Here is a 21,355-nt window from a genome sequence, read left to right on the forward strand (position 1 = left end):
AAAAAGCCCAACATAAAATTTAATTTCATCATGTATATCTTCATTTAGATTGGACATAAATAACTATAACAACATCACCTTCGATGTTGTTGCCAACCGCGGAGAAGACTTACGTTTCCCCATAAGTTCTTCCTCCGGTTTCTCCTCTCCCTTTGCCTTCTTACTAGTACATGCTAGTATAAGAAGGGCCCTGCTTTGCAGGGTTTTTTTTCTTTGTCTACTTTTCATTTAAAAAGTGAGATGGTACAGTAAAAGAAAGAGGAGGAAAAGATATGATTCAACGCTTTATAGAACTCGGAGAGGGCTACTCTGATTTATATGAATTACTTGAAATTGCCAAAGCAAATCAAGAACGTATAACACATATGTTACAATTTGAAACAATTAAAAATGAAAAAAAAGTGTGCTCACTTGTTGTAATATTAAAACCAACTACTACTGGTGATTTCCAACCATTATACATATGTCGTGAAGGCATTCCTGTACTTGAAAATAAAAAAAGTAAACGCGTCATTTTATTTGAAGAAACGGCAGAACAACTTGGAAAAAAAGTGACTACCTTTACGGTAAAACCATCCACAACTTTCCCAGAAAAAGAACTGTTTTTCAATCATTTAATTGGTATTTTACGAATGAATAATTTTATTCCTCCAATGAAATAATGTGTTATTTCAAATAAAAAATCCCCTGTTAAAATTAGCAGGGGATTTTTTCTATTAGCTATAATCGTATTCTTTTGCCCGATCAGGACGTGAATTTTCAAATTCCGTTTTTAAATACGGGCGGTACGACTGTTCTATCTTTTTCACAAAAGGAAGTTTGTTCAACTTTTGCATCATATGCTCAATTTGTTCCATATCACAATATACTACTGCATATTTTAAACGTTTTGATATGTAATGTATGTTACCATATTTTCTTAAAATCTTGGCATGTTTCAATGAATGTAAATAAACAATCATACTTTGTCGTTGCCCGAACATAATCTTCTCCATCTTCTCCTTTTAAAAACATATATTTTATATTTTATGAAAACCAATCAGAAATTTATGACATTACAGGACAAACTCTGTATACGTTTTCTTCTATCTTCTAAAAAACGGGGTGATTTACCCCGTTTTTTTACAACCGCAACCTCCGCCGGTACCACAACCGCCACCACAGCCACCAGCATCAAAAAATGGATTTCCTGTTGGAACTTTGATGGAAGAGGACACCTCAGAACCGATTGCTACACTCACTTCATCTAACAACTTTTGTAAAGCCGTTTCTACTCGTTTAAAAGCTGCAATCTTATCATGTAAATCTACAGAACGCTTCAATTCCCTCATTTTCGTCGAAACGAAAGTATAGTCAGGATGATATTTACCGAAACGTTGCACTTCCTCATATCGTTCTTTCATCGCTGTAAATTGCTGAATTAACGTTTGAACTTCCATATCTTCATGCAAGTCTTTATAACATTTACGGTAATCTTCTGCTATATCTGAACAGATGATCGCTTTTGCAAGCTGCTCTGCCTTATCTAATATTAATACGCTTTCTAGCGTCGCTACAATCATGAGAGACACCTCCGAGTATTTATCATACCACATTTAGAATAGAACTACTAATTGAAGTGTCTCACTAAACAGAAAGATATCATTCTAACTATTTTTTAATAATTTCAGTACGCATTTATACATTAATATGTTCCGCAATGTTGTATTTAACAACATCCCACTTCCCACTATTTTCATTCACATAACTAATACATGCGTTTTTTAACGGTGTCTTAAACGAAATATCTTCCGGAGCAATTGCATGTAAAATTGCTTTTATCGCATGAGAATGGGCTACAATAATAATACGTTTGCCAGAATGAGTTTCTGCAACGTCTTTTACCGCAGCAAAACAACGAGCTACAATTTCTTCATCTTGCTCCATACCTTCTACTTTACCTTCTGCAATTAATTCCCTAACAGTCGCAACTGGCTTCCCAGAAGCTTCACCAAAATTACGTTCAACAAATCGCTCATCTAATAAAATTGATTGTAATCCAGTTGCCTCTGCAATTTCCTTAGCTGTTTCTTGCGCTCTAATTAATGGGCTACTTATAATTATATCCCATGCCTCCGCTTGCAAAGCAGCTGCACTTTGACTCGCTTGCTTCTTCCCCACTTCATTAAGCGGAATATCTTCACGTCCCTGAATAATCTCTTGAAAATTCCAATCAGTTTGTCCATGTCGTACTAAACAAATTTCCGTCATGCTCATGCTGCAACTCCTTTTTAAATAATCCGCTTCTATTGTATCAAAAGTTCTGCATGACGGACATAGTTTTCCCTTCCAATTATGTTGCATTTTGCTGCTTCATATACTGAAACATATCAATCATAATGGAAGCAACTGCCAATTGATTTTGAAATTTCTCAACTTTATCTGGTATCGTTTTTTTGAAATGTTGCATAGCTGCTAACTCAAATGCCTCTTTTTCTTCAGGGTTTCGCGTTAGTTTTCTATACCAGTACGGTTGCTCCCTAATATAGCGAGATAAATCCTCATCAGCCTTTATAAACTCCATAATTTCTGCTCTCATCCGCTTTCCTCCTAATCCTTCTGAAAGAAAAATGGATTATTTTCGGAAGTACTCTCTTCTTGCTGCGTGCGTTTCCCTTGAAATTGTTGAAAAACTTGTTGCACACTACCAATCGCACTCGTCACATTCGCTAAATGATGTTGCATTTGTTCCACGTCTAACTTTTTAAAGAAAGAAAGCATTTGTCCCATCACATCAGCAGTTTTTTCCTCTTCAGTTCGAGTATCCTTTTCTTTTCCTTTTTCTTTTTTCTTTTCTTTTACCGAAGAAAAAGCAGGCGCTCCATCCGGTCTAAAAGTTGCCCATACTGGATCTTCTTCACCAAGTAAGTACCATTCCTCATAAAACTGTTGCCAAGTTTTATGACCACTTCGAACTTCATGAACCATTTTAGGGTGATGGTTTACAAACTCTTTAAACTGTTGAACCGATGGATGTAACGGTCCTTTTGTTGTCGGCATAATCCTCACCTCTTCATGTATATCTACTATATAATAAGAAAAAAAAGGCGCATGGTTCGCCTATTTTTAGACGATTCATGCACCTTTTTATCCTACTATTTGCATAGGGGAAGATTCCCATCCACAATTTACAGTTTCATTTTATTTCCGAATAAAATTTTGTGTATAAAACTTATCGTATACGCCAACACCTAATCCTGTAAATTGTTCATTCAATAAATTCTTTCGATGTCCCTCACTATTTAACCAACCTTGCAATGCCGCAACCCCATCACTATGTTGCGCCGCTATGTTCTCACCGGCAAGCTGAAATCCTACTTTCCCGCGCTGTAAACGATCTCCTAACGTACCTAATGTAGGTGAATCGTGTGAAAAGTAATTATTATCCTTCATATCTTTACTATGACCGATTGCCACCTCTGCCGTTTGTTGGTCCCACGCTAATAACGGTAAATTATGACGACTTCGAATAATATTTGTTAAATCAAAAATTTGTTGCATATTCCCATTCTCTATTTGTTTCATTTTATCTGGAGTTAATGGTTGTTCTGCTAATAATTCACCCGAATAAACGAGCTGATACGGTCTTTGACGCAATAACGTTTCGTCATCCATATAACGAACACCGACAAGCTCATGCGTAAAATGATCAAAATATAATTGTGCCCAACCATCTTCTACTGGTACTAATGGTTGTTCCATCACTTCAGTATCAGATAACTCAAATTGATAACTATTCTTTCCTCTTTTTAACGAAATCTCATGAGAAAGTGGATTCTTTTTATACACATCTTCATACTTTTCATTTATATAATAAGGTGGCACCTTAACTTGCTCACCAGCGACATACGCCGTTACAATTTTGCGTTCAGCAACCCCAAATTGAACATACTGAGATAAATCTTGATTGTATACCCACCATTCATATCCGTAAGCAGATGGTTCTATTCGAGAAGGTTCGCCCCATTTTGCTAATAAATTTTCAGAGTCCCCACCAATCATATTTAAAACCGTATCGGAAGAGTCTTCATTCACTTGTTTTTTCTTTTTCACAATTTTATTTTCTTGCTTTGATTGAGATGGGGTTAATATATATTGTGAAACGAGTAATTTCCCGTATAAATCAACAGCTAAAATTAAAATTGTAATCATTACGATACGCAATAATTTCTTCAATCGATATACCTCCTGCACAAAACATAAAATTGAGATATACACAAATCCTTTTCTTTCCTTTTTTTGTGTGTACCGTACTCTTTTCACTATATCATATTTTTGCAAAAAAAGTCTGGATTATCCCTTTTCTCTCAATATGAATTGCACTTTCTTATTATTCATACTATTATAAAAATAATGATGTAACATAAAAAAAGGAGGTATTTTATGCAATTTACAAATACAAAATTTAATGGAGCCGTCGTTGATTTAACACTATTAACAGAGATTATGGAAAAGAACCATTTTGTACTTGCTGGACAGTGGGATTATGAACGAGTTACATACGATTATAAATTCGAAATATTAAACGATGTTTATTATTTACGTGTACAAGGTTTAGCTGTTGAAGGTGACATTGGTAGTAGACACGCTGAAATAAAGCTACTTCCTCCCTTATTAGGTAAACACTATTATCCTCACGGCGTTGAATATGGTGATGGTGAAATTTTCCCAACGAATGTACTTCAAAAAAGCGAACAACTCCTACAAAATGTCGAAAAAGAGTTAAAAGAATTCCAAATCATTGAGTAAAATAAAAGTGAGTGCATCATATTGATGCACTCACTTTTATTTCGTTTGTAAATACGGCGGCAATTGTTGTAACTGCTCTTTATCCTTTTCACGCTCTCGACGCGCCCATCGAAAGAAAACATAACCAATAATCGTACCGTACACTATTTCCTGGACAATTTTCATAATGATGCCGCCTGTTTGTTGGTCTTGTAAAACAGGCATCCAGTGTAAAAATTCTGGTCCAGTTATATTTAAATCAGATAAAGTTCCCGCTGGTACACATAATTCCATCGCCTTCATCCAAGCAGCTGGATCCGTATACGTTGCAAACAACGGTGCCGTCGCAAAAATAATTAACGCGCAAGCTGGCGTTAATAATATACCATTAGCAAACATATAACCAAGTTTCTTTATATCACTTAACGTTTGATATTCTGGTAATGGATTTAGCATCGGCCACCACATCATGATTGCCGTAAAGAACAATATAGCGAGACAAATAGGATGAGCAATTTGACTTTGTTTTACTGTATCAAAAACAACTGGTAAATGATAAAAAGAAAACAGGCCATTAAATACAAACAATGCGATAAGTGGCTTAGTAAATATCTTCAATATAATTTGAACGAACTTAAAAGAAGTAATATAACGATATAACCAAACTGGTATACCAAGCAACAATAACGGCGGAACGGCAATATACATAACTGCCATTTCAAACATATGTGCACTAAATATAATATGACCAATTAAATCAATAGGCCCTCCCTTTACAAAATACAAAAGAACAATCCCGGTCGTAAAATAAAAAACTTGCTTCTTACTTACCTTTGTCGCATGTTCAAATCGCATTCTATATGGCCCAATAATTAAAAAATACCCAATGAGGATCGAAAGCATAAATAATAAAAAGATTGGACTCCATAGCGCTTGAAAACCAAATATCCACAAGTTACTCATTGTCACACCTACCTTCTTCAGGTTATCTTTTCACATAATATGAAGAGGGAGCTGTGGCAACACAAGCTCCCTCTTCACTTTTCAAATCCACACGATTGTCATAAAAGCTAAAATTGTAATTAACCCGATTAGCAGACCAGAATAAAGAAAGAAACTCGCTGCTTCATGTCCTTTATGACTCATATGCATAAAATAGTACAATTGAAAAATTACTTGTACCACCGCTAATAGTAAAATAAATGGTACTGAGAAAATCGGACTGAAAGTTTTCGGATATGCTACTGCTACAAATGCAACTAATGTTAAAAATATCATTAATGCAAATGTAATAACTTGATGCTTCATTTCCTCCGCACTTTTCCTCTTCCGGTAAACGAGATCAACTTTAGGATTATTCGTTTGCTTTATCGCCATTGTTTATCCCACCATTCCCATTAAATATACTACAGTGAAAATAAACACCCAAACTACGTCAATAAAATGCCAATAAATTGATGCAACATAAAACTTCGGTGCATTGTATAAATTTAGACCTCTCTTCGCATTTCTAAAGATTAATGTTAAAATCCAACACAATCCAAACAATACGTGGAGTCCATGTGTACCAACAAGAGCATAAAACGCAGAACCAAATGCACTACTTCTCATAGTATGCTTAAATTCATGTGTATAATGGTAAAACTCATAGATCTCAAACCCTAAAAACCCTAATCCTAGCAGCACTGTTACCAGTAGCCAAAGTTGCATTTTCTTAAAATTAAAGTTTTTCATATGATACATCGCATATACGCTCGTTAAGCTACTCGTTAATAAAAGCATCGTCATAATGAAAACGAGTGGCATTTGGAACATCTCTTGAGATGTTGGTCCGCCATTTGTAGAATTCTTTAACGCTAAATATGTGCCAAATAAGGAAGCGAACAATACTGTTTCGCCTCCAAGAAATAACCAAAAACCGACAAACTTATTTTTCCCCTCAAGGGTTGCTTTTTCAGGCTCTGCTGGAAATGTTTCATTCGTTAATTTTTCATCTACATGCATTACGCCTTGCCCCCCTTATCTTCTAAATCTTCTTTATGAATATGATATCCATGATCATCAATTACTGAACGTAGGAACATTGTACCAAACGTAATAATTAAACCGATAATTGCTACTAATAACCAAAACTTATCTTTTCCACCCTGCATATACATTGCACCGAATGCCGCTATAAACAATCCTAAAGAAATGATAAATGGTGAAAATGATGGATTTGGCATATGAATATCACCCACTGGTTCCGCCGCTGTCATCTCTTTATTCCCTTCACGTTTTTCAATCCAAAACGGATCTAACCCGCGAACAAATGGTAATTGTTTAAAGTTATATTCTGGTGTAGGTGCTGGCATTGTCCATTCTAATGTACGTCCATCCCACGGATCACGACCAGCCTTTTCTTTTGATACTGTTGTTTTAATTACATTGAATAGAAGAACAATCGTTCCAAGAGCCATAAATACCGCTCCAATAGAACTAATCATATTACCCATTTCCAACCCTTGACCTTCAAGATATGTGTAGTAACGACGTGGCATACCAATTAAGCCAAGGAAATGCTGAATGAAGAACGTTAAATGGAAACCGATAAAGAATAACCAAAATGTTATCTTTCCTAACGTTTCATTCAATACTTTATTAAACATCAGTGGCCAATAATAATGGGCTCCTGCAAGTAAACCAAATACAACACCACCGACAATTACATAATGAAAGTGAGCTACTACGAAATAGTTATCATGAAATTGATAATCAGCTGGTGCAGATGCTAGCATAACACCTGTAACTCCTCCCATTACGAATGATGGAATGAAGGCTACTGCCCACATCATCGGTGTCGTAAAACGAATACTTCCGCCCCACATTGTAAAGAGCCAGTTGAATATTTTAATACCGGTCGGAACCGCAATCGCCATTGTTGCAACTGAGAAAATAGCATTTGCAACTGGACCAAGCCCAACAGTAAACATATGATGCGCCCATACCATAAACCCTAAAAATCCAATTAATACTGTCGCAAACACCATCGACGAATAACCAAATAATCGTTTTTTCGAAAACGTCGCGAAGATTTCTGAGAATATTCCGAAAGCTGGGAGTATAAGAATGTATACTTCTGGATGACCGAAAATCCAGAATAAGTGCTCCCATATAATTGTATTCCCGCCCAGTGCTGGATTAAAGAAACTTGTTCCAAATAAGCGGTCTAACATTAAAAGTCCTAATCCTACAGTTAACGGCGGAAAAGCAAATAATATTAATGAAGATGTTACAAATGTCGTCCATGTAAACATCGGCATACGCATATACGTCATCCCTGGCGCACGCATATTAATAATGGTTACAAGGAAGTTAATACCTCCAATTAATGTACCTATACCGGAGATTTGCAAGCCAAGCACATAAAAATCAACACCATGGCCTTTAGAGGCTAAAGCTAAAGATGCATAAGATGTCCATCCTGCATCAGGTGCTCCACCTAAAAACCAACTTAAATTTAAAAATACTCCACCAAAGAAAAATAACCAAAATCCGAGTGAATTTAAAAACGGGAACGCTACATCACGTGCACCAATTTGAAGTGGTACAGCGGCGTTCATAAATGCAAACACGAGTGGCATAGCTGCGAGGAAAATCATTGTTGTACCGTGCATAGTTAATACTTGATTATAAGCATCCCCAACAAGAAAAGCGTTGTTAGGAATCGCTAATTGAAGGCGAATAAATAGAGCTTCTATTCCGCCTATTATAAAAAACAATCCACCTGCAATTAAATAGAGAATGGCAATCTTTTTATGGTCTACTGTCGTTAAATAATCCCATATGACAGCACCCATCCCCTGTTTTTTTGCTACAGAACTCACGTTTTCAACCTCCCCTTCGCGAATAATCCCTCTTTACTTTTCAACTTTTAACGTTTGTAAATATGCATTTAATGCATCAATTTGATCGTCTGTTAAGTTGCCATATTTACCAGTCATTTTATTTCCTGGTTTCATATTTTCAGGATCTTTCAGCCATTTTTTTAAGTTTTCTTCATTGTTTTCAGCAATGCCGGCAACTGTATCGCGATCCGCAAAGTTTGCTAAGTTTGGTGCGATACGAGCGGAAGGTGGTCTACTATCATTAGATCCAACTGCGTGACAACCAATACAGCTTTTATTAAATATTTCTTGGCCTTCTTGCGCCTTTGTTGAAGCTACTTCTTTCTTCCCATCAATTTTCTTCATATCAGCAAGCCACTTTTTGTACTCGCTTTCATCTAAAGCTTTCACTTTGAATTGCATTAAAGAATGTGATGGGCCGCAAAATTCTGTACAAAAACCATTATAAGTGCCCGATTTATCTGCCTTTAACCACATTTTGTTTACATTATCTGTATTTGTATCCATTTTCCCAGCTAAAGATGGAACCCAAAACGAATGTTTAATATCGGCACCCTTCAAATTCAAATACACTTTCTTACCTGTGGGGATGACTAAATCTTGAGAAGTTACTATCTTTTCTGATTTATAAGAAAATTCCCACCAATAAAGATTCGCTGTTACATCAACAACGATAGTATCTTTATCAATATTCTTTTTCTCCATCGCACTTACATCAGCAAGTTTGAATGTATATGTAACCGTCGGAACAGCTAAGATTAGCAAAAGAATAATCGGAATAACTGTCCATATAATTTCTAGTTTGTGATTCCCTTCAATTTGCTCCGGAATATAATCTTCCTGACCTTTCTTTTGTCGGAAACGCACAATTACATATAAGAAAATAATAGTAACTACTAGTACTACTCCTACCATGATCGCACTTGCTAGTAAGAGCAGATCGTATTGCATTTTTGCTACCTCTCCTTGCGGAATTAAAGTAGATTGAAAGGCTTTACCGCATCCCCCTAACAGTAAAGCCAGCAGTGAAACGAACGAAAGCAGTCGCCACTGTTTCTTCATACAAACAACCCCCACTTTCCTTGTGAATTAGATTGTACTTTATAGTTAAGTAAAGTAAATCTCAACGTAAAGAAATCCAATTATGTCGTTGTCTTAGAAGAATGTAACTACAATCATTGATACAAATAAGATTGTTAAATAATTTAGGGAATAAACAAACATTTGCACGGACCATTTGATGTCATCTTTCTTACGGAAGCCATAAAAACCTAAAACGATCCATCCGATGTTAAGCAGTGTTGCAATTACCATAAATGTTATCCCTAGTCCACTCATATAAAATGGTAGTGGTAATAAACATACTGTCCAAATCATAATTTGGCGTTTCGTAATTTCAAATCCATGAACTACAGGAAGCATTGGAATTCCTGCGTTTCGATATTCATCAACACGTTTCATTGCTAATGCAAGGAAATGTGGGATTTGCCAAATAAACATAATTAAAAATAACATCCAAGCAATTGGATGGCCTAAAGATGGATCGATTGCTGCCCATCCAATTAAAGGTGGAACTGCACCAGATATACTACCTACAACAGTATTTAGTGTATACTTTCTCTTTGTCCATAAACTATATAGAACAACATATGTGAAAGCACCAATAAATCCCATTAAGACTGCCATTGGTGTTGTTAATAATAAAAATACAAAACCAAGAAGTAATATAACTAGTCCAAATGTAAGTGCAAATCCTGGTTTATACTTTCCAGTAACCGTTGGACGGGTCTTTGTTCTTTCCATTAATGGATCGATGTCTCGATCAATGTAGTTGTTTAAACAACATACCCCTGCCATAACTAATCCAGAACCAACGATTGTAAAGAATAACTTATCCAGATTGTCCATTACACTTAATCCATTAAAGTGTAATGCCAACCAAAATCCTGTAAATACAGTAAGTGTATTTGAGTTTACAATCCCCATTTTAACGAGCGCTTTTAAATCTTGTAACCGAGTTGTTTCCGGTACGCTTGTAACAGCAGACTCATCATGCAGCTCACTTGTTGCATGGTTCATCACTTTAACCCCCTCTTAAAACTTTCATCTTTCTTTTTGCGCCTATTTCAAATTGAAATATTTCGCTTCTATATAGCAATATTATTACAGTAGAAACATTGTTAACCCATTCTACTACTAATCTACGCCCATACTCCAATATATTAAATCATATTTCCCGAACATTTTGTGAAGAAAACATGAACTTTTTGTGTCGAACATAAAAAACTTAATTGTTACTTATCCATATCATAACATGATGTTACCTTCTATAATAAACTTTTTTGTCATATTTAACACGTATTCTCCCCATTTCTTTTCAAAATAGCCTATTTTTCACCTAAAAATTTCCTTATAAACCTTATTTCCACACCCGTTTTCTCTTCCCTGTCTTCCCCCTCCATTTCTTTGCTATTTTATTATTTTTTATATATCATAGGAACTAGCGCGTTTTATTCTATACATAATGGAATGAAAATATTTCGCAATAACTTCATAGCAGAAAGATGGTGAAAGAGATTGCAACGCTTTATTAAATGGTTAGCAGTCATTACGAGTCTTGATTTATTAATAGTTTTATTAGGAGGCGCCTTAGTTACAAAAACAGGCTCTGGCCAAGGATGCGGTAAATCATGGCCACTTTGTAACGGTGAATTTGTTCCATCTAATTTATCAATGGAAACTATTATTGAACTAAGTCATCGCCTTACATCAGGATCAGCAGGAATTCTTGTCACTCTCCTTTGTATTTTGTCCTGGAAATATTATAAACATGTGCGCGAAACAAAAACGTTAGCAATTTTATCCTTCGTATTTTTAGTTGCACAAGCATTAATGGGAGCCGCAGCGGTTGTTTGGGGGCAAATGCCAGCTGTACTTGCTATCCATTTCGGTATTTCCTTAATTTCATTTGCTTCTGTCATTTTATTAACGTGTCTTATCTTTGAAATCGACCAAAAATTTGATGCACGTTCACTTATTATGGACAAAAAAATGAAATTTCATATTTATGGTGTAACAATTTACAGTTATATTGTCGTCTACACAGGGGCTTTAGTACGTCACGAACGAGCTAGCTTAGCCTGTCCAGACTTTCCTTTATGTAGCAAAAATAGACCTATGCCAACTCAATTACATGAATGGGTTCAAATGGGACATAGAGTTGCAGCGATGTTAATTTTCGCTTGGATACTATACGCGATGATTCTCGCTATCCGCCATTACAAACAGCAGCCTGTCGTATACTGGGGATGGATCATCTCATTTATCCTTGTTACACTTCAAGCTATCGTAGGAATTTTAGTCGTATTTACAAATGCTAGTTTATCAATGGCATTATTACATTCACTATTCATTTCTTGCTTGTTTGCTGTACTATGCTATTTAGTTATGTTAGGTACAAGAAGTAAAGTGAATGCAAAAGAAGCTGCATCAACTTCTAAACAAACAAAATAAATGAAAATACCTTGCCCGAATTGGCAAGGTATTTTTTCGTAATAAAAAAGAGCTGTGTTTCCACAACCCTTTTTTATTTTAGTGATCTAATTCAATGAGTAAGTCACCCGTTTGAATTGCATCTCCATCGTTAACATATACTTTTTTCACTTTACCATTAAACGGCGCTTGAACTGTCGTTTCCATTTTCATCGCTTCTGTAATTGCCATAGAATCGCCTTTTTTCACTTCATCGCCTTCTTTTACAACTACTTTAATAACCGTTCCTGGCATTGTTGCGCTAATGTGGTTTGGATTTTCACGGTTTCCTTTCACACGTTGTGCAACTGTCGCTTTCACACTTTCGTCTTTCACAACAATCTCACGTGGTTGACCGTTAAACTCCAAGTAAAGAACACGATTTCCATCTGGCTGAGGCTCTCCAATTGATACTAGTTTAACCATCAATGTTTTACCTTGTTCAATTTCCACATCGATTTCTTCACCAAGTCTCATACCATAGAAGAATGTCGGTGTATCAAGCACAGATACATTTCCATAAATCTCAGCAACTTTTTCGTAATCCATAAATACTTTTGGATATAATGCATATGCAACTACATCAAACATCGTCACTTCGCGTCCAAGTTTATGGAATAGCTCTTCTTTTAACGCGTCGAAATCTACTGGTTCTAATAATTCACCTGGTCTTACTGTTAATGGTTCTTTCCCTTTTAAAATAATTTCTTGTAACTTTTTCGGGAAACCACCATATGGTTGTCCTAAATCTCCAGAGAACATTTCAACAACAGATCCTGGGAAGTCCATAGAATGTCCACGCTCTAAAACATCTTGTTCTGTTAAGTGATTTTGAACCATGAATAATGCCATATCACCGACAACTTTAGATGATGGCGTTACTTTAACAATATCACCAAACATGTCATTCACACGGCGGTACATTACTTTCACTTCATCGAAACGATCGCCTAAGCCAACCGCTTTCGCTTGTTGTTGTAAATTACTATACTGTCCGCCTGGCATTTCGTGCATATATACCTCTGTATGAGGAGCATTCATACCACTTTCAAACGGTGCGTAGTATTTACGTACATCTTCCCAGTAATGAGATAATTTTTCTAATGAATCTATATTAACATCTGGCTGTCTTTCGTTTCCACCTAACGCATAGTATAGCGTGTTCGCACTTGGTTGTGACGTTTGACCAGCCATAGAACTTACTGCTACATCGACAATGTCAACACCTGCTTCAATTGCTTTCGTATACGTTAATATACCATTTCCACTCGTATCGTGTGTGTGCAGGTGAATCGGAATCGATACCGTCTCTTTTAATGCTGAAACTAAATCATATGCTGCATTTGGTTTTAGTAAGCCCGCCATATCTTTAATACCTAAAATGTGAGCTCCTGATGCTTCTAATTCTTTTGCTAAATTTTTATAGTAATTTAAATCATATTTACTACGTAACGGATCATGAATATCCCCTGTGTAACACATAGTTGCTTCTGCAATTTTACCAGTATCTCGTACAGCATCAATCGCAACTCTCATACCTTCTACCCAGTTTAAGCTATCAAAAATACGGAACACATCAATTCCAGCTTGAGCAGAACACTCCACAAACTTTTGAATTAAATTATCCGGATAGTTTTTGTAACCAACCGCGTTTGAAGAACGAAGTAACATTTGGAATAAAACATTTGGCATTTTTTCACGAAGATCTAGTAATCGTTCCCACGGATCTTCTTTTAAGAAACGATATGCAACATCAAACGTCGCACCGCCCCACATTTCTGCTGAGAATAAGTTCGGTAACATTCTCGCTGTCGGCTCTGCAATTTGGTGTAAATCTTTTGTACGAATACGCGTTGCAAGTAATGACTGATGCGCATCACGGAATGTTGTATCCGTTAAAAGTACACGTTTTTGATCTTGTACCCATTTTACTAATCCGTCTGCTCCACGCTCATCCAAAATTTGTTTCGTTCCATTTTGGATTGGCTCTGAGTGTAATACATTCGGTATACGAGCATCTGGGAAAATTGGTTTCTCTTTTTTCCCTACTCCTGGGAAGCCATTTACTGTTACTGTCCCGATGTAATTTAACATTTTCGTTCCTCGGTCTTTACGTTTCGAGAACAAGAATAGTTCAGGTGACGCATCAATAAATGAAGTGTCATATTCCCCTGATAAGAAGTTTTTATGTTTTACTACATTCTCTAGGAATGGAATATTCGTTTTAATACCACGAATACGGAATTCTTTTAAGTTACGTTCCATTTTTGCAGCAGCTTGTTCAAAAGTAAGCGCCCATGTTGTAACTTTTACAAGTAAAGAATCATAGTACGGTGTAATAACAGCACCTTGGAAACTATTACCTGTATCAAGACGAACTCCAAAGCCACCACCTGATCGATATGCCATAATTTTTCCTGTATCCGGCATGAAATTATTTAGTGGATCCTCAGTCGTTACTCGAGATTGTATTGCAAATCCATGTACAACAACTTCCTCTTGCTTTGGAACACCCACCAATTTGCTATGTAATGCATGTCCATCAGCTATTAAAATTTGTGATTGAACGATATCGACTCCTGTAATCATTTCTGTAATTGTATGTTCTACTTGAACACGCGGATTTACTTCAATGAAATAGAAATTATCATCTTTTACAAGAAATTCAACTGTTCCTGCGTTTAAATAATTTACATTTTTCGTTAATTTCACAGCAGCATCACAAATACGCTGACGCAAATCATCTGAAAGCGACACACTAGGTGCAATTTCTACTACTTTTTGATGACGACGTTGTACAGAACAGTCTCGCTCGTATAAATGAACAACATTGCCCTCTTCATCTGCTAAAATTTGAACTTCTATATGTTTAGGTTTTTCAACGAATTTTTCTACGTATACTTCATCATTGCCAAAGGCTGCTTTCGCTTCTGACTTTGCTCGATTATACGATTCTCTTAATTCTTCACTAGTACGTACAATACGCATACCACGACCGCCACCGCCAAGGGAAGCTTTAATAATAATCGGGTAATCATACTTTTCAGCAAATTCTTCGACTTCTTCTAATGAATCTACTGGCCCATCACTACCAGGAATAACTGGAATTTGTGCTAGCTGCGCTTGTGTTCTTGCTTTTACTTTATCTCCAAACATATCTAAATGCTTACTTTTTGGACCGATAAAGATAATCCCTTCTTCTTCACAACGTTTTGCGAATTGAATATTTTCTGACAAGAAACCATATCCAGGGTGGATTGCATCTACATGATTACTTTTCGCAATCTCAATAATGCCCTCAATATCTAGATAAGCATCAATTGGCTTTTTTCCTTCCCCAACTAAATAGGATTCATCGGCTTTATAACGATGATAAGAACCACTATCCTCTTTAGAATAGATTGCAACTGTTTTTAATCCCAGTTCCGAACAAGCTCGAAACACACGAATTGCAATCTCTCCACGGTTAGCTACCAATACTTTTTGAATACGTTGCAGCTTTGTCATGATTTTCCCCCTCTACTTTCCTACCACTCTAGAGATAAAATATATACACACCATAAAGAGCGTGAAGTTCTTCACTTTCTACATTATATTATACTTAGAAAGCTTCACTTTATTTTTATCCATCATACCTTATTTTTTAACAAATGATAAGTTTTCTGAGCAATTTGTCTCACAAAAATAGTATAGCATACCTCTTCCTTTTCTAACAACTTAATTGTATATCACTTTTGGATTAATGTGATATACCCTTTTACCTGAAAGAGAAATTAATACATCATATTTAAAAACTACTTAAAAATAAAAAACACATCATGCTCTAAAGCACAATGTGTTTTATTTTACAACTACAAGATGTGGTCCACCTTGTTCTCTTTCTTTAACTGTCTCGTTCTGTTGTTTCTCTTGTCGTTTTACATGACTAGCAATATTGAGTAATATCCCCATCGCAAGTAGATTAGCTAATAAGGAACTCCCACCATAACTAACAAACGGTAAAGGAACTCCTGTAAGTGGTATTAATCCAGACATACCACCAACATTAACAAATGTTTGGACTCCAAACAAACTTGCAATTCCGATAGCTATTAAACTTCCAAATGGATCTTTACACTTTTGTGCAACTCTAAAGGCCCGAATAATTATAAGTAATAAACAGATTAAAATAATAGCCACACCTATAAAACCAAGTTCTTCAGATATAATTGCCATTATAAAATCCGTTTGTGGTTCTGGTAAGTAACCATACTTTTGTACACTATTTCCTAATCCTCTACCATTTAGCCCTCCCGAAGCAATTCCAATAAATGAATTCACTAATTGAAACCCATCCTTTTGAGGATCATTAAACGGATCAAGAAAAACAGAAAAACGTGCCTTTTGATATGGATTTAATGCATAATTACCAAGAAAATATAGTGCCGGAATCCATACTATAGAAGTTAAAGCAATTCGTTTAATCCATAAGTTAACCTGTACTCCCGAACAAAGAAACATAATTCCTACTGTTCCTGCAATTAACAAATCAGTACCTAAATCATTTTGCTTTAATATTAAAAACATGATTATTCCAACACCAATAAGTACTGGACCTGACCCTTTGAAAACAGGTGTATTCGTTTCTTGTCTTTTCGCAAAAAAATGAGCTAAGACGAGAATAACTGTTATCTTAACAAATTCTGCAGGCTGTATTCCAAATATCCACCCGTTTGCACCGTTTACTTTCTTAGTGAAAAAGGCAGCTGCAGCTAATAAGGCAACACTAGCACCATAACTCCCCAATAAAAAAATTCGTTTTCTCCAAACTTTATATGGGATAGTAGCAATAATTATTAATACCATTGTCCCAACAACTAAAGTAATTAATTGTCTTTTAAAAAAGAAATTTGCTGGTTTATCAAATCTCGAAATCGCAACAATGGAACTAGAACTATATACCATTATAACTCCCAATACACATAAGATAACAAGAGGAAGTAATAATGAATAATCCATTGATTTCCATACTCTTTTCATTTCATTTCCTCTCTCTGTTTCAATTTAATTATTGTTGTATTCCATATGTACATTGATTCTTCCTGCTTTATTATACAAATAAAAAGCTCAAACTTTTTCAGTTTGAGCCCCCTTATTTGAACCCGTTATTGTTGTTTGTTTGTAAATGCTTCATGAAGTGCAGATAACTCACGTTCAAGCTCTCCTAACATTGCTTTCCCTTGTTCTTCTGAAATAAGACCAAGGCGAACTGCAAAATCGACTTCGCGGGATAGTCCAAACATTTGTGTGTCTAACACTTCTTCATATAATGGACATTGCGGCATTGTAAGATGGTCCATTTGCACCTTAATAAGTCTTAAAATCTTCTCCGCATCCGCTTGTAGAAGGGCTAGTGCCTTTTCCTGATGATTTGATACTGTCTCAGACGCCAAATTGATTCCCTCCGTTTCCGTCCTACTCTCTCCTATCTATTAATATTAGCGATAGTTTTAATAAATTGCAATAGAAACATTTTTTGTGACAATAGTGTCTAATACTATTATACTGAAAAGTGGGAGTATAACACAAATGGGGGAACAACAATGAGCGAAATTTTATTTATTAATGGAAAAGTTCGTTTTCCAATCACTATCGATCCAACCGTTTGGATCTTTGATGATCGAAAAGTAGATTTGACAACTTACTTTGATGAAACGAGAGAAAACACTTCAGAACTAGAAGCTTATTTAAAAAACACTTCGGAACATTGGGATCGCGAAATCCGTGATGGTGCTGCTTTCCCGCCGATACAACAAAGTGTAAAGAAATTTAAAAAAGAACAGCTAATTACTGGAACGTTCGGTATACCATTTCAACCTTTTCTTGCTAACGCCGAAATTTCAGATGACGCTACGCAAGTCGAGATCGAAACAGTAGATGATACAATAACGCTTCCATTAGAAACTGTCAAACATGCTATTCTTGGTTTTTCAAAAGAAGGAAAACCATTAAAAGAAGATGGACCTGTTCATTTATATTACAATGATGGATCTAATAGACAAAATCCAATCCGTAACATCCGCAAATTTACAATTATTTAAAGAAAAGGAGTGAGCTTCAGCTCACTCCTTTTTATAATAAATCTGCTGCTAGTTGAGCTAAATTAGATCGCTCCCCTTTTACAAATTTCACATGACCACTAATACGTTGCTCTTTAAATTTCTCTACAACATATGTTAAACCGTTATTATACTCATCCAAATACGGATGATCAATTTGCTGAGGATCTCCCATTAATACGATTTTACTTTTTTCTCCTACCCTCGTTAGTATCGTTTTCACTTCATGCTTCGTTAAATTTTGTGCTTCGTCAATTATAATGAATTGATCTGGAATACTTCTCCCGCGTATATACGTAAGAGCTTCTACTTCTATCGAACCCATTCCAGCTAAAATAGCATCTAACTCTCCTGGTTTTTTCGTATTAAATAAATACTCTAGATTATCAAAAATCGGTTGCATCCACGGTCTTAACTTTTCTTCTTTTTCTCCCGGTAAATAACCGATATCTTTCCCAACTGGAACAATTGGCCGTGCAACGAGTAGTTTTTTGTATAACCCTAAATCTTCCGTTTGCATGAGCCCCGAAGCTAAAGCTAGTAATGTCTTTCCTGTACCAGCTTTCCCTGTTAGCGTGACTAGCGGAATATCTTCACGAAGCAACAATTCTAATCCCATAATTTGCTGCACATTTCGTGGTCGTATTCCCCATACTTGTTCATTATGAAAAATAAGTTTCTTTACCTTCTTACCTAAATGATCCACAATACCTAGTGCTGAACTAGATCCACCTAACGCATCTTTCATTACTACAAACTGATTTGGATAAAAAGGATGATTTGCAATTTCGGATAAAGGCAATTCGCCTTTTTCATAAAAATAATCCAATTGTTCTTTTGATATATATCCTTCTAAAAATCCTGAATATATATTTTCCACTTCAATAACCCGATCACTTAAATAATCTTCCGCCTTTAAACCTATTGCATCTGCTTTTACCCTTACGAGCACGTCTTTACTTACTAAAATAACAGACTTCCCGTCCTCTTTTTCTTGTTCTTCTAAAGATAGATTTTTTGCTACAGCTAAAATTCGATTATCATTTGTTTTTTCTACAAAAATATCTTGTAGTTGGACAAACGAACGATGATTTAATTCAATACGAAATGTACCGCCGTTTTCTAGCGGAATACTTTCATGCAGTTTTCCTATTTCACGAAATTTGTCTATTAACTTAGATACATAACGAGCGTTTCGTCCTACTTCATCCATATAACGTTTTTTCGAATCAACCTCTTCTAATACAACTGCTGGAATCACTACTTCATTGGTTTCAAATGAAAAAATAGATAAAGGATCCTGCAAAAGTACATTCGTATCTAACACATAAATTTTATCCAACCTGTTACCCCCTGACTCCACTTTTAAATTTGTAGAACAAGGGTTTCATCCATAAAATATGGACGAACCATTGTTATAATTATATGTACCGTATAAACGAGGTAGAATCGAAATTTATAGCCATTAAACCTTTTATTTATTTTTTATTCATTTCTATTCAATATATTACTTTTAATTATAATTATTAACATAAAATCACAATAAGTAATTACAAAAGTTAATAACTGACTTTCTTATTTATCACATTTATAATTCTTTCATTCCTGCTAACACCTGGTTATCGAGCTTTTTAGCTGCACGAAGATCATACGTTTTTTCATATGTTGGTTCAATTGCAAGTTTTGCACCATAAAACATAACATCACGTACTTCTTGTACATTTACTTCTATTACAGTCAATTTTAAAGGAATGCCTTCCATTCTATCAGTCAAAATTTCACCTGCACCACTTATGGAAAATACGGATTCATTCGCCATTATAGTCAATACCACTCCAGTACTATGTCTTATATTTTCCACAATACGTGAACGTTGATCTACTGCAAATCGAATACTAGTTTTACTCACTGCATACACCCAAGAAATAGCACTTACGTTAGGAACTTGTTTTTCAAAATCTGTTGTTGCTACCATAACAATACACTCTTTACGTAACGTTTGTACTAAATCATCCGTTAATGTGGGCTCTACTACATTCGCCATATTTCCACCTCCAAATATACTTCATATATCCTTATCATAACCTATTTTTTGAATTGCGAAAATATTATTTTTTCCCGCTATTATTCAAAAACATTACACTTCCATGATATACTTATACTGATAGAATTCGTATTGAGGTGACGAAATGAGAGTCAAATGTATGATTTGTGATAAAAAAGATATGTTAGATGATGAAAATCCTATGGCAAAAAAACTGCGTAATCGCCCTATTCATACATATATGTGCATGGAATGTTCGGAACGAATTGCTGAACGTACGATGGAACGTCATGCAAGTGGTAATTTTCGATTATATCGTGATAAAAAAGTCGAAGACGATTGGTAAAATATAAATAAGTCCTTTATCAATATGATAAAGGACTTATTTATATTTTTCAGGTTCGCGATTCATTTGATCCAAAAAACAATCAATAGCTTCTAATGGAAACCTTGCAGATTTTCTTTCTCCATTTATTTCATATGTAACTACATACATTTCCTCGTTCTTCTTAACTTCCACATTTCTCAATTTATGTTCTTCATATATCATATTTTGAAATAACAAATACGTTTCTTTTGCAGCACTATCATCCGGACGTGCTTCGGCAACTGTTTTAATTGTTAACCAATTATATAACGCATCTTGTACGGAACGCATAAAGCTTCCCCCCTCATCCTGCTTTTTGTTGTCTTGCTTGACGTAATCTCAACCTATAAATCCCAAGTACAATTGCTGCTACAACAAGCCCCTCTCCAACAGGTAAAAAAACTGCAAAGAAAGTTAACACTGTACACCCAATCGCTAACGATATATATATCACTATATTTTTTATTATAGATAGCTTTCTTGCAAAACCTAAATTATACACAAGTGCACTTAATATAATAATGACGCCATACAGTAACCACATCCCTAGTTCTGGATTTTCATCAACTTTACATAACTTCGCAAAAAACGACATTCTTTCTAACACTATTTATCCCCCTTCCTCATAAATCAAACCATTTTTCTTTATGTACTTAATACA

Annotated in this window: 24 protein-coding genes; 5 read left to right on the plus strand and 19 right to left on the minus strand. The window is 35.5% G+C overall.

All coding sequences use genetic code 11. The features are described from left to right. Window positions 1-272: 272 nt before the first annotated feature. Complete coding sequence (locus tag RTP99_RS08770; protein WP_000616011.1) at window positions 273-662, plus strand: DUF7147 family protein; 390 nt, start codon at window positions 273-275, stop codon at window positions 660-662. Between the two features lie 54 nt (window positions 663-716). Here RTP99_RS08770 and RTP99_RS08775 read toward each other — a convergent pair whose 3' ends face one another. From RTP99_RS08775 to RTP99_RS08800, 6 genes are all read right to left on the minus strand, one after another. After that, entirely contained in the window at window positions 717-983 is a 267-nt protein-coding gene (locus tag RTP99_RS08775; protein ID WP_002080814.1) for a YlbG family protein, read from the minus strand. A 126-nt stretch (window positions 984-1,109) separates the two neighbouring features. Next, a complete protein-coding gene (locus tag RTP99_RS08780) occupies window positions 1,110-1,562 on the minus strand; it encodes a YlbF/YmcA family competence regulator (RefSeq protein WP_000634351.1) in 453 nt (150 codons plus the stop codon). Window positions 1,563-1,677: 115 nt separating this feature from the next. Further along, a complete protein-coding gene (locus RTP99_RS08785) occupies window positions 1,678-2,250 on the minus strand; it encodes a histidine phosphatase family protein (protein ID WP_001998138.1) in 573 nt (190 codons plus the stop codon). An 82-nt stretch (window positions 2,251-2,332) separates the two neighbouring features. Further along, complete coding sequence (locus RTP99_RS08790; protein WP_001200990.1) at window positions 2,333-2,578, minus strand: YlbE-like family protein; 246 nt, start codon at window positions 2,576-2,578, stop codon at window positions 2,333-2,335. An 11-nt stretch (window positions 2,579-2,589) separates the two neighbouring features. Next, entirely contained in the window at window positions 2,590-3,039 is a 450-nt protein-coding gene (ylbD, locus tag RTP99_RS08795; protein ID WP_001143348.1) for a YlbD family protein, read from the minus strand. 141 nt (window positions 3,040-3,180) lie between these two features. Beyond that, a complete protein-coding gene (locus RTP99_RS08800; protein ID WP_000735396.1) occupies window positions 3,181-4,215 on the minus strand; it encodes a CAP domain-containing protein in 1,035 nt (344 codons plus the stop codon). 207 nt (window positions 4,216-4,422) lie between these two features. Here RTP99_RS08800 and RTP99_RS08805 point away from each other — a divergent pair, with 207 nt between their 5' ends. Next, the gene (locus tag RTP99_RS08805; protein ID WP_001160939.1) at window positions 4,423-4,788 is read left to right on the plus strand and encodes a YugN family protein; all 366 of its coding nucleotides are present in this window, start codon (window positions 4,423-4,425) and stop codon (window positions 4,786-4,788) included. Between the two features lie 36 nt (window positions 4,789-4,824). Here the strand turns inward: RTP99_RS08805 and ctaG are convergent, their stop codons facing one another. The 6 genes from ctaG to ctaB form a co-directional block, all read right to left on the minus strand. Next, a complete protein-coding gene (ctaG, locus tag RTP99_RS08810; RefSeq protein ID WP_000069015.1) occupies window positions 4,825-5,730 on the minus strand; it encodes a cytochrome c oxidase assembly factor CtaG in 906 nt (301 codons plus the stop codon). An 81-nt stretch (window positions 5,731-5,811) separates the two neighbouring features. Then, entirely contained in the window at window positions 5,812-6,144 is a 333-nt protein-coding gene (ctaF, locus tag RTP99_RS08815; protein WP_000985700.1) for a cytochrome c oxidase subunit IVB, read from the minus strand. A gap of 3 nt (window positions 6,145-6,147) precedes the next feature. After that, entirely contained in the window at window positions 6,148-6,771 is a 624-nt protein-coding gene (gene ctaE, locus RTP99_RS08820; protein ID WP_000557861.1) for a cytochrome c oxidase subunit III, read from the minus strand. Beyond that, window positions 6,771-8,606, minus strand: a complete 1,836-nt coding sequence (gene ctaD, locus RTP99_RS08825) for a cytochrome c oxidase subunit I (protein ID WP_011040617.1) — start codon at window positions 8,604-8,606, stop codon at window positions 6,771-6,773. Before ctaD ends, ctaE begins: the two co-directional genes overlap by 1 nt. Window positions 8,607-8,666: 60 nt before the next feature. Beyond that, on the minus strand, window positions 8,667-9,716 hold the full coding sequence (gene coxB, locus RTP99_RS08830; RefSeq protein ID WP_000745266.1) for a cytochrome c oxidase subunit II: 1,050 nt from the start codon (window positions 9,714-9,716) through the stop codon (window positions 8,667-8,669). Between the two features lie 93 nt (window positions 9,717-9,809). Then, on the minus strand, window positions 9,810-10,733 hold the full coding sequence (gene ctaB / locus RTP99_RS08835; RefSeq protein WP_001015058.1) for a protoheme IX farnesyltransferase: 924 nt from the start codon (window positions 10,731-10,733) through the stop codon (window positions 9,810-9,812). A 498-nt stretch (window positions 10,734-11,231) separates the two neighbouring features. Here ctaB and ctaA point away from each other — a divergent pair, with 498 nt between their 5' ends. Then, on the plus strand, window positions 11,232-12,167 hold the full coding sequence (gene ctaA, locus RTP99_RS08840; RefSeq protein ID WP_001188737.1) for a heme A synthase: 936 nt from the start codon (window positions 11,232-11,234) through the stop codon (window positions 12,165-12,167). 78 nt (window positions 12,168-12,245) lie between these two features. On the opposite strand, the gene pyc is transcribed toward ctaA, so the two are convergent. The 3 genes from pyc to RTP99_RS08855 form a co-directional block, all read right to left on the minus strand. Beyond that, entirely contained in the window at window positions 12,246-15,692 is a 3,447-nt protein-coding gene (gene pyc / locus RTP99_RS08845) for a pyruvate carboxylase (protein ID WP_000164051.1), read from the minus strand. 333 nt (window positions 15,693-16,025) lie between these two features. Then, window positions 16,026-17,204: an FtsW/RodA/SpoVE family cell cycle protein gene (locus tag RTP99_RS08850; RefSeq protein ID WP_000832768.1), complete on the minus strand. Its 1,179-nt coding sequence runs from the start codon at window positions 17,202-17,204 to the stop codon at window positions 16,026-16,028. Window positions 17,205-17,329: 125 nt separating this feature from the next. Next, the gene (locus tag RTP99_RS08855) at window positions 17,330-17,617 is read right to left on the minus strand and encodes an Fpa/YlaN family protein (RefSeq protein ID WP_000135697.1); all 288 of its coding nucleotides are present in this window, start codon (window positions 17,615-17,617) and stop codon (window positions 17,330-17,332) included. A 150-nt stretch (window positions 17,618-17,767) separates the two neighbouring features. Here RTP99_RS08855 and RTP99_RS08860 point away from each other — a divergent pair, with 150 nt between their 5' ends. Then, complete coding sequence (locus tag RTP99_RS08860; protein WP_001289788.1) at window positions 17,768-18,265, plus strand: molybdopterin-binding protein; 498 nt, start codon at window positions 17,768-17,770, stop codon at window positions 18,263-18,265. A 31-nt stretch (window positions 18,266-18,296) separates the two neighbouring features. Here RTP99_RS08860 and RTP99_RS08865 read toward each other — a convergent pair whose 3' ends face one another. Both RTP99_RS08865 and RTP99_RS08870 read right to left on the minus strand, forming a co-directional pair. After that, window positions 18,297-19,625 carry a PhoH family protein gene (locus RTP99_RS08865; RefSeq protein ID WP_000358083.1) on the minus strand — a complete coding sequence of 443 codons (1,329 nt, stop codon included), beginning with the start codon at window positions 19,623-19,625 and terminating at the stop codon, window positions 18,297-18,299. A 246-nt stretch (window positions 19,626-19,871) separates the two neighbouring features. Beyond that, window positions 19,872-20,327 (minus strand): pyridoxamine 5'-phosphate oxidase family protein, encoded by a 456-nt coding sequence (locus RTP99_RS08870; protein ID WP_000024588.1) that lies wholly within the window; start codon window positions 20,325-20,327, stop codon window positions 19,872-19,874. Window positions 20,328-20,472: 145 nt separating this feature from the next. On the opposite strand from RTP99_RS08870, the gene RTP99_RS08875 reads away from it, so the two are divergent. Next, window positions 20,473-20,673 carry a YlaI family protein gene (locus RTP99_RS08875; RefSeq protein ID WP_001995040.1) on the plus strand — a complete coding sequence of 67 codons (201 nt, stop codon included), beginning with the start codon at window positions 20,473-20,475 and terminating at the stop codon, window positions 20,671-20,673. A 36-nt stretch (window positions 20,674-20,709) separates the two neighbouring features. On the opposite strand, the gene RTP99_RS08880 is transcribed toward RTP99_RS08875, so the two are convergent. Both RTP99_RS08880 and RTP99_RS08885 read right to left on the minus strand, forming a co-directional pair. Then, window positions 20,710-20,985, minus strand: a complete 276-nt coding sequence (locus RTP99_RS08880) for a hypothetical protein (RefSeq protein WP_001258149.1) — start codon at window positions 20,983-20,985, stop codon at window positions 20,710-20,712. 13 nt (window positions 20,986-20,998) lie between these two features. Next, window positions 20,999-21,301 (minus strand): YlaH-like family protein, encoded by a 303-nt coding sequence (locus RTP99_RS08885; protein WP_000893666.1) that lies wholly within the window; start codon window positions 21,299-21,301, stop codon window positions 20,999-21,001. Between the last annotated feature and the right edge of the window lie 54 nt (window positions 21,302-21,355).

Source organism: Bacillus sp. (in: firmicutes) (assembly GCF_031983925.1).
In the GTDB taxonomy this organism is placed as follows: domain Bacteria; phylum Bacillota; class Bacilli; order Bacillales; family Bacillaceae_G; genus Bacillus_A; species Bacillus_A pacificus.